Below are 11,789 nucleotides of genomic sequence, written 5' to 3' on the forward strand. Positions count from 1 at the left end.
CTCCTCCTTATGGCACCACACCGGAAAACAGGAAAGCTTGAGGGGGACAGTCTCCCCCACATGCCGCCCCCTTCCGTCCCCCCCCCCCCTCCCCCCCCCCCCCCCCCGCCGGGCTGTGATCACTGCTGGTTGATGCGCTCGTTGATGACCTTGTCGGCGGCCTCGCCGGCGGTCTTGGCGTCCTCGCCCTTCAGGACCTTGGTCATGTAGTCCTTGATCGGGTTCGGGGCGGTCTCGACGTTCGCCCAGCCCGGGGTCACCGGGGTGATCTTGCCGACGGAGGCGGACAGCTTCATGGCCTCGGCGAAGGAGCCGGCGGCCGGCGTGAACTGCGCGGCGTCGTTGTTCGGGAGCAGGGCGCCCTCGGTGGCGGCGGCGTACTTCGCCATGTACTCCTTGCCGGCGGCGAGGGCCAGCCACTCCTTGGCGAGCTCCTTGTTCTGGGAGCGCTCGGCCACGGCGAGGTTCGAGCCGCCGAAGAAGACGGAGCCCGGCTTGTCGGCGGTCTTGCCCGGGATCGGGAAGTAGCCGAAGTCGGCGGTCTTGCCGGCCTTCTTCATGGCGTCGATCGCGCCGCCGGCCTCCCAGCCGAGGCCGATCCAGGACGCCACGCCGCCCTTGGGGATGACGTCGGTGGACTGCTGCGGGGTGGCCTCGTCCTTGTCCTTCGGAGCGGTGGAGTAGGAGGCCAGCTCCTTGTAGAAGTTCATGGCGCTGGCGGCCTCGGGGGAGGACAGGTTGCCCTTCCACTTGTCGCCGTCCTTGACCGCGAGGTCGCTGCCCTCGTCCCAGACGAAGCCGGCGAGGACGTACCAGCTCTGGCCGGGCAGGTAGATCGGCTGGCTCTTCGGGTCGGAGGCCTTGAGCTTCTTCAGGCCCTCGATCCACTCGGCGCGGGTCTTCGGCGGGGTGACGCCGGCCTTCTTGAAGGCCGCCTTGTCGTAGACGACGACGCGGTTGGTGGCGTACCACGGGGCGGAGTAGAGCTTGCCGTCCAGCTCGTTGGAGGCGAGCATGCCCTTGTTCCAGCCGTCGTAGCCCAGCTTGGCCTTGTCACCGGTGAGGTCGGCGAGGCCGCCGGTGACCGCGTAGCCGGCGGTCTGGGTGTTGCCGAGCTCCAGGACGTCCGGCGGGGTGTCCTCGGAGAGGGCGGTGGTGACCTTCTCCTGGATGCCGTTCCACTGCTGCTTCTCGACCTTGACCTTGACGCCCGGGTGCTTGGCCTCGAAGGCCTTGTTCACCTCGGCGGTCCAGGCGTCCGGCGCGGAACCGTCCATCACCCAGACGGTCAGGGTCTTGGCGCCGCCGTCGGCCTTGCCCTTGTCCCCCTTGTCGCCGCCGTCGGAACCACACGCGGCAATGCTGACCATCATGCCCGCGACGCCGATCGCCGCGATGAGCTTGCGCTTCACGCCACCCTCCTCAGGGATGCCTGCTCCCCCCACCACCGCGCGAAGACATACGTCGAGTAATGCTGTGGGGCTGGGACCTGGTCTTTAATGGTTTAGACCAGTACCCGGAGCTTGGCCTAGACCTTTAGGGGTGTCAAGGGTGTATAAGAAGGGCAGTCGCGTCCGTTATCGGACCGACACCTGAGGGAGGGCGACGACCTGTGACCGGTCCGTGCCACCATGTGAGCCGCGACAGACGGAGGAGCCGGTGACGGCAGCAGCACAGGAGTCGGAGAGGCAGGCCATGGCCACGGACGCGGGCAACACCGAGACAGAGGGCGGCGTCGCCACCCGCACCGCGCGCGTGCCCAAGTACTACCGCCTGAAGCGGCACCTGCTCGACATGACGGAGACCCTGCCGCCGGGCACGCCGGTCCCGCCCGAGCGGACGCTCGCCGCCGAGTTCGACACCTCCCGCACCACGGTCCGTCAGGCCCTGCAGGAGCTGGTCGTCGAGGGCCGCCTGGAGCGGATCCAGGGCAAGGGCACCTTCGTGGCCAAGCCCAAGGTCTCCCAGGCCCTCCAGCTCACCTCGTACACCGAGGACATGCGGGCCCAGGGCCTGGAGCCCACCTCGCAGCTCCTGGACATCGGCTACGTCACGGCCGACGACACCCTCGCCGGTCTCCTCGACATCTCCCCCGGCGGACGGGTCCTCCGCATCGAGCGGCTGCGGCTGGCCAGCGGCGAGCCGATGGCCATCGAGACCACCCACCTGTCCGCCAAGCGCTTTCCCGCGCTGCGGCGTTCGCTGGTCAAGTACACCTCGCTCTACACCGCGCTCGCGGAGGTGTACGACGTCCACCTGGCCGAGGCCGAGGAGACCATCGAGACCTCCCTCGCCACCCCGCGCGAGGCCGGCCTGCTCGGCACCGACGTGGGCCTGCCCATGCTGATGCTCTCCCGCCACTCGCTCGACGCCAACGGCGAGCCGGTGGAGTGGGTGCGCTCGGTCTACCGCGGCGACCGCTACAAGTTCGTCGCCCGCCTCCAGCGCCCCAACGGCTGAACCGGCCGCACCGCCGGTCCGGCCCGCGACTGACGGTTGATCCGTTATACGGACAGGGGTTCCTAGAAACGAAACCGTCCCCTAGATTTCCTCGGCATTACGAGGTGATCAGCGAGGGGACGGTTTCGCCATGTCAGAAGCCACACAAGGGAAACAACCGGTCATCACGCCACTCAGAGTGGTGATCGCGCTCTGCCTCTTCGCGCCGTTCGTCGCGATGCTCTGGGTGAACTCGTACGCCAAGGTGGAACCCACCTTCATCGGCGTCCCGTTCTTCTACTGGTACCAGATGCTCTGGGTCGTGGTGTCCACCGCGCTCACCATGGTCGCCTACCAGCTGTGGCAGCGTGACCAGCGCGCCCGCAAGGGGGGTGCGGCGAAGTGAACAACGACGGCGTGAACGGCGTCGCTCTCGGCGTCTTCGTCTTCTTCTTCCTGGCCGTCACGGTCATGGGCTTCATGGCCGCGCGCTGGCGCAAGGCCGAGAACGAGCACAGCCTCGACGAATGGGGCCTGGGCGGGCGCTCGTTCGGCACCTGGATCACCTGGTTCCTGCTCGGCGGCGACCTCTACACCGCGTACACCTTCGTCGCCGTCCCCGCGGCCATCTACGCGGCGGGCGCGGCCGGCTTCTTCGCCGTGCCGTACACCATCCTGGTCTACCCGCTGATCTTCACCTTCCTGCCCCGCCTGTGGTCGGTCTCCCACCGGCACGGCTACGTGACCACCTCCGACTTCGTCCGCGGCCGCTTCGGCTCCAAGGGCCTGTCGCTCGCGGTCGCGGTCACCGGCATCCTCGCCACCATGCCGTACATCGCGCTCCAGCTCGTCGGCATCCAGGCCGTCCTGGACGTGATGGGCGTCGGCGGCGGCGAGAACACCAACTGGTTCGTCAAGGACCTGCCGCTGCTCATCGCCTTCGGCGTGCTCGCCGCGTACACGTACTCCTCCGGCCTGCGCGCGCCCGCGCTCATCGCCTTCGTCAAGGACACCCTGATCTACATCGTCATCGCGGTGGCGATCATCTACATCCCGATCAAGCTGGGCGGCTTCGACGAGATCTTCGCCAAGGCCGGCGAGGCGTACGCGCAGACCAACCCGGCCACCGGCAAGCCGAAGGGCGCGCTCGTGCCCGGCGAGGCGGGCCAGTGGACGTACGCGACGCTGGCGCTCGGCTCGGCGCTCGCGCTGTTCATGTACCCGCACTCGATCACGGCGACCCTCTCCTCCAAGAGCCGTGAGGTGATCCGCCGCAACACCACGATCCTGCCGCTGTACTCGCTCATGCTGGGTCTGCTCGCGCTGCTCGGCTTCATGGCGATCGCGGCCGGCGTGAAGGTCACCAACGGCCAGCTGGCCATCCCGCAGCTCTTCGAGAACATGTTCCCGGCCTGGTTCGCGGGCGTGGCGTTCGCCGCCATCGGCATCGGCGCGCTGGTGCCCGCCGCGATCATGTCGATCGCCGCCGCCAACCTCTTCACCCGGAACATCTACAAGGACTTCATCAAGAAGGACGCCACCCCGGCCCAGGAGACCAAGGTCTCCAAGCTGGTGTCGCTCCTGGTGAAGGTCGGCGCCCTGGTCTTCGTCCTCACCATGGACAAGACCGTCGCCATCAACTTCCAGCTCCTCGGCGGCATCTGGATCCTGCAGACCTTCCCGGCCCTGGTCGGCGGCCTGTTCACGCGCTGGATGCACCGCTGGGCCCTGCTCGCGGGCTGGGCCGTCGGCATGATCTACGGCACCTGGACCGCCTACGGGGTCGCGAGCCCCACGCAGAAGCACTTCGGCGGCTCCGCGGCGGAGATCCCGGGCATCGGCGAGATGGGGTACATCGCCCTCACCGCCTTCGTCCTCAACGTCCTCGTCACGGTCGTCCTCACCTTCGTCCTGAAGGCCGTCAAGGCGCCGGACGGCGTCGACGAGACCGCGCCCGAGGACTACACGGCCGACGCCGGCGACGCGGGCGTCGTCACCGAGCTGCCGAAGGTCGGTGCCGCCGGGCACTGATCCTTCCGCACCACACGTTCCGCCCGCCGACCGGACCCCCGGTCGGCGGGCGGATCCGTTCAAGGTGGAGACTGTGCCATGGACTTCACGATCAGAGACGTACGGCCGGAGGAGTACGGGACGCTCGGCGACATCACCGGCCGGGCCTACCTCGACGACGGGCACCTCCTCCACGGCGAGGAGGACTGGTACTACGGCCACCTGCGGAACGTGGCGGGGCGGGCCGAGGTGGCCGACGTGCTCGTGGCCGTCGACGAGGCGGCGGGCACCGTCCTCGGCGGCGTGACCTTCGTTCCGGCCCCCGGGGTGATGGGCGACCGCGCCACCGAGGGCGAGACCGAGATCCGGATGCTGGCCGTCGCCCACGCGGCCCGCGGCCGCGGCGTCGGCGAAGCGCTGGTCCGGGCCTGTGTCGAGCGCGCGCGGGCCGTCCCGGGCTGCGAGCGGATCGTCCTGTCCACCCAGACCGGGATGCGCACCGCGCACCGCATCTACGAGCGCCTGGGCTTCCACCGCGCCCCCGAGCGGGACTGGCACCCCATCCCGGACCGGCCCGAATTCGTTCTGCTCTGCTACTCCTTGGAGTTGTAGGAGCGCAAACGACACACAACATGTGGGGGGTGCCATGGGAGGCGCCCCCCACATGTATGCTCTTCCTCGCTGTCGCCGCAGGGGAATCCGGTGGAAATCCGGAACTGTCCCGCAACGGTGTACTTCGTGCGCTTCCGTACGACGTGAGTCCGAGGACCTGCCGACAGTGCGCCCGGTCCGTCCGTTCCGGGTGCCACAGACGTCCGGGCCTCGCGGAATGGGCCGGTGGACGCGGCGCGCCGTGCGTACGGCCCGCCCGTTCCCGCCTCCCGCCCTGGCCCCGAGCCGAGCGAGGGAGAGCCCCCACGTGACCATCGCGCCCGCCGATCCGGCCGCAGCGATCGAGAACGACGGCCCCGGGACCGCGCTGCTGCGCACCCTGACCGATCTCACCGCCGACCTCCCGGACACCGACCCCGGCAAGGTCGCCGCCGCCGCCCTCCGCGGCCGGCACCCCGGCTCGGACGAGGCGGAGCTGCGCGAGCTGGCCACGGAGGCCGCCGCCGGACTCATCGCCGAGGACCCGGCGTACTCCCGGCTCGCCGCCCGGCTGCTGACGATCACCATCGCCGAGGAGGCCGCCGGCCAGGGCGCGGTGTCCTTCTCCGCCTCCGTCGCCGTCGGCCACCGCGAGGGCCTGATCGCCGACCGCACCGCCGCGTTCGTCGCCGCGCACGCCGACCGCCTCGACGCGACGATCGACCCGGCCGCCGACGACCGCTTCGGCTACTTCGGTCTGCGCACCCTCTACTCGCGCTACCTGCTGCGGCACCCCATCACCCGCAAGGTCATCGAGACCCCGCAGCACTTCATGCTGCGCGTCGCCTCCGGCCTGGCCGAGGACGACTCCTCGCGCGCCGTGGACGAAGTGGCGGCGCTGTACGGGCTGATGAGCCGGCTCGACTACCTGCCCTCCTCCCCCACCCTGTTCAACTCGGGCACCCGCCACCCGCAGATGTCCTCCTGCTACCTGCTGGACTCCCCGCAGGACGAGCTGGACTCCATCTACGACCGCTACCACCAGGTCGCGCGCCTGTCGAAGCACGCCGGCGGCATCGGGCTCTCGTACTCCCGCATCCGCGCCCGCGGTTCGCTGATCCGCGGCACCAACGGCCACTCCAACGGCATCGTCCCGTTCCTGAAGACCCTGGACGCCTCCGTCGCCGCCGTGAACCAGGGCGGCCGCCGCAAGGGCGCCGCCGCGGTCTACCTGGAGACCTGGCACGCGGACATCGAGGAGTTCCTGGAGCTCCGCGACAACACCGGCGAGGACGCCCGCCGTACGCACAACCTCAACCTGGCCCACTGGATCCCGGACGAGTTCATGCGCCGGGTCAACGCGGACGCCGAGTGGTCGCTGTTCTCCCCGGCCGACGTGCCCGAGCTCGTCGACCTGTACGGCGAGGAGTTCGACGCCGCCTACCGCAAGGCCGAGGAGGCGGGCCTGGCCCGCAAGACCATGCCGGCCCGTGACCTCTACGGCCGGATGATGCGCACCCTCGCGCAGACCGGCAACGGCTGGATGACCTTCAAGGACGCCTCCAACCGGACCGCCAACCAGACCGCCCTGCCCGGCACGGTCGTCCACTCCTCGAACCTGTGCACCGAGATCATCGAGGTCACCAACGACGACGAGACCGCCGTCTGCAACCTCGGCTCGGTCAACCTCGGCGCGTTCGTCGACACGGCCACCGGCGACCTCGACTGGGAGCGGCTCGACGCGACCGTCCGCACCGCGGTCACCTTCCTCGACCGGGTCGTCGACATCAACTTCTACCCGACCGAGCAGGCCGGCCGCTCCAACGCCAAGTGGCGTCCGGTGGGCCTGGGCGCCATGGGTCTCCAGGACGTCTTCTTCAAGCTGAAGCTGCCCTTCGACTCGGCCGAGGCCCGCGCGCTGTCCACCCGGATCGCCGAGCGGATCATGCTCGCCGCGTACGAGGCCTCCGCCGACCTCGCCGAGCGCGGCGGCCGCCTCCCCGCCTGGGAGCAGACCCGCACCGCCCGCGGCGTGCTGCACCCCGACCACTACGACGTGGAGCTGAACTGGCCGGAGCGCTGGGCCGCGCTGCGCGAGCGGATCGCCGCCGTCGGCCTGCGCAACAGCCTGCTGCTCGCCATCGCGCCGACCGCGACGATCGCCTCGATCGCCGGCGTCTACGAGTGCATCGAGCCGCAGGTCTCCAACCTCTTCAAGCGCGAGACGCTGTCCGGCGAGTTCCTCCAGGTCAACTCGTACCTGGTCGACGAGCTGAAGCAGCTCGGCGTGTGGGACGCGCAGACCCGCGAGGCGCTGCGCGACTCCAACGGCTCGGTGCAGGGCTTCGGCTGGGTGCCGGCCGAGGTGCGCGAGCTGTACCGCACGGCCTGGGAGATCCCGCAGCGCGGCCTGATCGACATGGCCGCCGCCCGCACCCCGTTCCTCGACCAGTCGCAGTCCCTGAACCTGTTCATGGAGACGCCGACCATCGGCAAGCTGTCGTCGATGTACGCGTACGCCTGGAAGCAGGGCCTGAAGACGACGTACTACCTGCGCTCGCGCCCGGCGACCCGGATCGCCCGCGCCGCCCAGGCCACGACCATCCCCGTCCAGCAGGCGACGCCCGACGCCGACGCCATCGCCTGCTCCCTTGAGAACCCCGAGTCCTGCGAGGCCTGCCAGTGACCAGCCGTAACAACAACCTGCTCGACCCGGGCTTCGAGCTGACCCTGCGTCCGATGCGCTACCCGGACTTCTACGAGCGCTACCGCGACGCCATCAAGAACACCTGGACCGTGGAGGAGGTCGACCTCCACTCGGACGTCGCCGACCTCGCCAAGCTGTCCCCGGGCGAGCAGCACATGATCGGCCGCCTGGTCGCGTTCTTCGCGACCGGCGACTCGATCGTGGCGAACAACCTGGTCCTGACGCTGTACAAGCACATCAACTCCCCGGAGGCGCGCCTGTACCTGTCGCGCCAGCTGTTCGAGGAGGCCGTGCACGTCCAGTTCTACCTGACGCTGCTCGACACCTACCTGCCCGACCCGGACGACCGCGCCGCCGCGTTCGCCGCCGTCGAGAACATCCCGTCCATCCGCGAGAAGGCGCAGTTCTGCTTCAAGTGGATGGACTCGGTGGAGAAGATCGAGCGGCTGGAGACGAAGGCCGACCGCCGTCGCTTCCTGCTGAACCTGATCTGCTTCGCCGCGTGCATCGAGGGCCTGTTCTTCTACGGCGCCTTCGCCTACGTGTACTGGTTCCGGTCCCGGGGCCTGCTGCACGGCCTGGCCACCGGCACCAACTGGGTGTTCCGCGACGAGACGATGCACATGAACTTCGCCTTCGAGGTCGTGGACACCGTCCGCAAGGAGGAGCCCGAGCTCTTCGACGACGAGCTCCAGCAGCAGGTCACCGACATGCTGAAGGAGGCCGTCGAGGCGGAGCTCCAGTTCGGCCGGGACCTGTGCGGTGACGGCCTGCCGGGCATGAACACCGAGTCCATGCGCGAGTACCTCCAGTGCGTGGCCGACCAGCGCCTCACCCGCCTGGGCTTCGCCCCGGTGTACGGCTCGGAGAACCCGTTCGCGTTCATGGAGCTCCAGGGCGTCCAGGAACTGACCAACTTCTTCGAGCGCCGGCCGTCCGCCTACCAGGTGGCGGTCGAGGGTTCGGTGGACCTGGACGAGGACTTCTAGGACCCGCGTTCCGGCCCGTACGGCGAAGGGCCCCGCTCCACCACGGGGGGAGAGCGGGGCCCTTCGCCGTACGGCCGTGCGCGCGGGTCAGTCGTTGGGGACGACCGGGTAGCGCGGGGTGCCCTCCTCCATCTGGCGCAGGGCGTCCTTGCGGTCCCGCTTCGACAGCTTGTCGATGTACAGGAAGCCGTACAGGTGGTCCGTCTCGTGCTGGAGGCAGCGGGCGAAGTAGCCGGTGCCGCGGACCTTGATGTCGTTGCCGTGCATGTCCTTGCCGTGCACCTCGGCGTAGTCCGGGCGGGCCAGCGAGGCGTACGCGGTCGGCACGGACAGGCAGCCCTCGTTGGAGTCGTCGAGGTGGCGGCGGTCGGCCGGCAGGTCCTGGAGGACCGGGTTGATCACGTGGCCGACGTGCCGGACGCCCTCGTCGTCCATGCAGTCGTAGACGAAGACCTTCAGGTCCACGCCGATCTGGTTCGCGGCGAGGCCGACGCCCTCGGCCGTGCGCTGGCTGGCGAACATGTCGTCGATGAGCCGGGCGAGCTCGTCGTCGAACTCGGTGACGTCCTTGCACTCGCGGTGGAGCACGGGGTTGCCGACGACCGTGATCGGGCGCGAGGTGCCCCGCTCGCGGTGGGCGAGCTCACGCGCCTCGCAGTCCTCCGTGTCCACGACGAAGCCGTCGTTGATCTGCTCGTCCGTCTCCTGCTGCGCCATGTCCGGCCGCGCCCTTCTGAAAACCCGATTCCGTCGGAGGACAGCCTACGGGCCCGAGGGGGTGTCTCGGCGAGCCCGGCATGATCGGCGAGACACCGCCTGGGCCACCGGGCTCAGCAGACCTCTTCCAGATCGCGCCACTCGCGGCTGTCCGGGCTGTCCGCCACCCAGCCGTCGAGCAGCCCGCGGACCAGCCCGGCGGGCGCCGCGATGCCGCACTCGCGCTCCGGCACCCACAGCTCGCCGGGCGAGCGGTGGCCCAGCGGACCGGGATGGCCGGGCTCGCTGTGGTCGTGCGGGTCCAGGTGCTCGCCCTCGCCCTCGGCGCTGGGCATCGTCGACTCGGAGCAGGCGCGGCAGAGCAGCCGGACGGAGGACGACCAGTCCTCGGCGGCGAAGCCCGCGTCGGCGGCGAGCTGCTCCAGGGCGTCCCGGTCGGCCTCGGTGGCGGCCTCCAGGAGGACCACCCAGGTGGGGACGGGCGAGGGCGCCCACAGCTCGATCTCGTCGAAGACGGGGTAGGAGGGACCGGCGCTGGTGGTGCGCTCGCCGTTCGGGACGCCGTCGTGCAGCACGACCTCGCCCCAGCGGCGGCCCGAGGACGGGAGCGGGATGGAGAGGACCTCGATGCGGGCCGGGTCCAGGCGGCGGCCCCACACGACCTCGGCCTCGCCCTCCGGGGAGAGCCGCACGGCCGCGCTGCCCAGCTCCATGCCGGCCGGCTCGCCGGTGCCGGAGGCGGCTCCGGGGACCTTGAGGCCGTAGGCCTGCCAGGCACGGCGGGCCAGCGGCCAGTCCTGCAGGGCGGTGGCGGCGATGCCGACGTTCCACCAGTCGGGGGCGCCGGTCTCCTTGTCGAGCAGGGCGACGGCGCGCAGCCCGGCGGCGCGGGCCTGCTCCCAGTCGTGCCGGAACTTGTGCAGCAGCGCCAGGTTGAACCAGGACTCGGACAGCCAGGGCTCCAGGTCCGCCGCGCGGGTGAGCAGCGCGCCCGCGTCCTCGTACCGGCCGTCGCCGATCAGCGTGAACGCGCGGTCGGTGGCCTGCCGCCACGAGGCGGAGGGCCGATGCCGTACCTTCCCGAAGATCCTCACGATTCCCGCCTGCCGGTCGCTTCACCCTCTTGTTCGCATCCAACCATGCCCGGTCGGACACGCGCTCATTACCCATGGGTTACCCCGGAGGAGCTGGGGTGACGCCGCCCCGCGCGAGAACGCGGGCGAGGGATTCCACGACGGCCGGGTGGTAGTCGCGGGCGGTGCCCAGCCGGAGCCGTTCCAGGGCGCCGAGACCGCCGCCCGCGCTGCCCGCGGCGAGGTCGTCGTAGGCGTTGACGGCGCGCACGATCCGGGCCGGGAGGGGCTGCTCCCGGTACGGGTCGGCCTGGCGCTCGACGATCCGGGCGACGGCCTCGGGGACGCCGGTCTGCCGCACCACGGCGGCGCCGAGCAGCGCGATCCTGCGCTGCTCCTCGGCGGGCAGCGGGGCGGTGGCGCCGCCGGCCACGGGGTCGACCAGGGAGAGCTGACCGATGTCGTGCATGAGCGCCGCGGACTCCAGCACGGTCAGCTCGGGCCCGGAGAGGCCGAGCTCCCGGCCCACGGCCCGGCTGAGCGCGGCGACCCTGTGGGCGTGGCCGGGCGGGGTGCAGCCGGCGATCTCGGTGGCCCGGGCGAGCGAGGCGATGGTCTGCCGGCTGGTGGTGCGCACGGCGGCGTACCGCCGGAAGGAGACCTGGGTGAGCAGCAGGGGGACGGCGAAGACGGGCAGCGCCCAGAGGCCGGCGACGGCCACCGCGAGGGCCATGACGGCTCCGGTGGCGCAGACGGCGGAGCCGATGCCTGGCAGGGCGCGCAGTTCGTCGCGGAGCAGCGGTCCGAAGGGGTGGCCGGTGCGGGCGCGGTGCAGCAGGGCGGCGAGGACCGCGTCGCACAGGGCGGTGAGGAGGAGCAGCAGGAGCAGGAACAGGGCGTACGAGGGGCCGTGGCCGAGGTGGGCGGTGACGGCGCCCGCGTTGTAGAGGGGCTGGAAGCAGGCGGCGGTGAAGGCGACGGTGAGGACGCGGCGGGCCAGGTGGTCGAGGTCGGGGTCGCTGCCGCGGGCCACGTGCGGGACCGTTCCGGCGAGGCCGGCCGCGACGGCCACGGCGACGGTCTGGAGGACGCCGTGGGTGGTGGCCTCGCCGGCGTTCTGGCCGAGCAGCGCGTACGCGAGGGCTCCGGCGGTGGGGGGGGGGGGGGAGTCCCCCTCTCCCGGCCGGGGGCCCCAACAAGGCAACCCTCCGAAAGAAAGGAAGAAGCCAAAAGACAAAGCATTGGCGGGTTTTTCTAGGCCCT

Annotated in this window: 10 protein-coding genes and 1 riboswitch; of the genes, 6 read left to right on the forward strand and 4 right to left on the reverse strand. The window is 70.6% G+C overall.

Annotation, left to right across the window (positions count from 1 at the left end; genetic code table 11):
• Window positions 1-119: 119 nt before the first annotated feature.
• A complete protein-coding gene (locus ACFWJO_RS29750; protein WP_386870064.1) occupies window positions 120-1,412 on the reverse strand; it encodes an extracellular solute-binding protein in 1,293 nt (430 codons plus the stop codon).
• Window positions 1,413-1,695: 283 nt separating this feature from the next.
• Between ACFWJO_RS29750 and ACFWJO_RS29755 the strand changes: the two genes are divergently transcribed.
• The 6 genes from ACFWJO_RS29755 to ACFWJO_RS29780 all read left to right on the forward strand — a co-directional run bounded on the left by ACFWJO_RS29755 (window position 1,696) and on the right by ACFWJO_RS29780 (window position 8,736).
• Window positions 1,696-2,460, forward strand: a complete 765-nt coding sequence (locus tag ACFWJO_RS29755; protein ID WP_128983038.1) for a GntR family transcriptional regulator — start codon at window positions 1,696-1,698, stop codon at window positions 2,458-2,460.
• 130 nt (window positions 2,461-2,590) lie between these two features.
• On the forward strand, window positions 2,591-2,845 hold the full coding sequence (locus ACFWJO_RS29760; protein WP_384419821.1) for a DUF3311 domain-containing protein: 255 nt from the start codon (window positions 2,591-2,593) through the stop codon (window positions 2,843-2,845).
• 11 nt (window positions 2,846-2,856) lie between these two features.
• Window positions 2,857-4,470, forward strand: a complete 1,614-nt coding sequence (mctP, locus tag ACFWJO_RS29765) for a monocarboxylate uptake permease MctP (protein ID WP_386870129.1) — start codon at window positions 2,857-2,859, stop codon at window positions 4,468-4,470.
• Window positions 4,471-4,548: 78 nt separating this feature from the next.
• Entirely contained in the window at window positions 4,549-5,061 is a 513-nt protein-coding gene (locus ACFWJO_RS29770) for a GNAT family N-acetyltransferase (RefSeq protein WP_386870066.1), read from the forward strand.
• 81 nt (window positions 5,062-5,142) lie between these two features.
• A riboswitch (cobalamin riboswitch) is annotated at window positions 5,143-5,219 on the forward strand.
• A 149-nt stretch (window positions 5,220-5,368) separates the two neighbouring features.
• The gene (locus ACFWJO_RS29775; protein ID WP_386870068.1) at window positions 5,369-7,726 is read left to right on the forward strand and encodes a ribonucleoside-diphosphate reductase subunit alpha; all 2,358 of its coding nucleotides are present in this window, start codon (window positions 5,369-5,371) and stop codon (window positions 7,724-7,726) included.
• 53 nt (window positions 7,727-7,779) lie between these two features.
• A complete protein-coding gene (locus ACFWJO_RS29780) occupies window positions 7,780-8,736 on the forward strand; it encodes a ribonucleotide-diphosphate reductase subunit beta (RefSeq protein WP_386870131.1) in 957 nt (318 codons plus the stop codon).
• An 87-nt stretch (window positions 8,737-8,823) separates the two neighbouring features.
• Here ACFWJO_RS29780 and def read toward each other — a convergent pair whose 3' ends face one another.
• From def to ACFWJO_RS29795, 3 genes are all read right to left on the reverse strand, one after another.
• Window positions 8,824-9,453, reverse strand: a complete 630-nt coding sequence (gene def, locus ACFWJO_RS29785) for a peptide deformylase (RefSeq protein ID WP_384419829.1) — start codon at window positions 9,451-9,453, stop codon at window positions 8,824-8,826.
• 113 nt (window positions 9,454-9,566) lie between these two features.
• A complete protein-coding gene (locus ACFWJO_RS29790; protein WP_345485738.1) occupies window positions 9,567-10,547 on the reverse strand; it encodes a hypothetical protein in 981 nt (326 codons plus the stop codon).
• Window positions 10,548-10,626: 79 nt separating this feature from the next.
• A partial coding sequence (locus tag ACFWJO_RS29795; RefSeq protein ID WP_386870071.1) for an HD-GYP domain-containing protein occupies window positions 10,627-11,789 on the reverse strand: 1,163 nt, incomplete at its 5' end.

This window comes from Streptomyces sp. NPDC127092 (genome assembly GCF_042722475.1).
GTDB lineage: Bacteria > Actinomycetota > Actinomycetes > Streptomycetales > Streptomycetaceae > Streptomyces.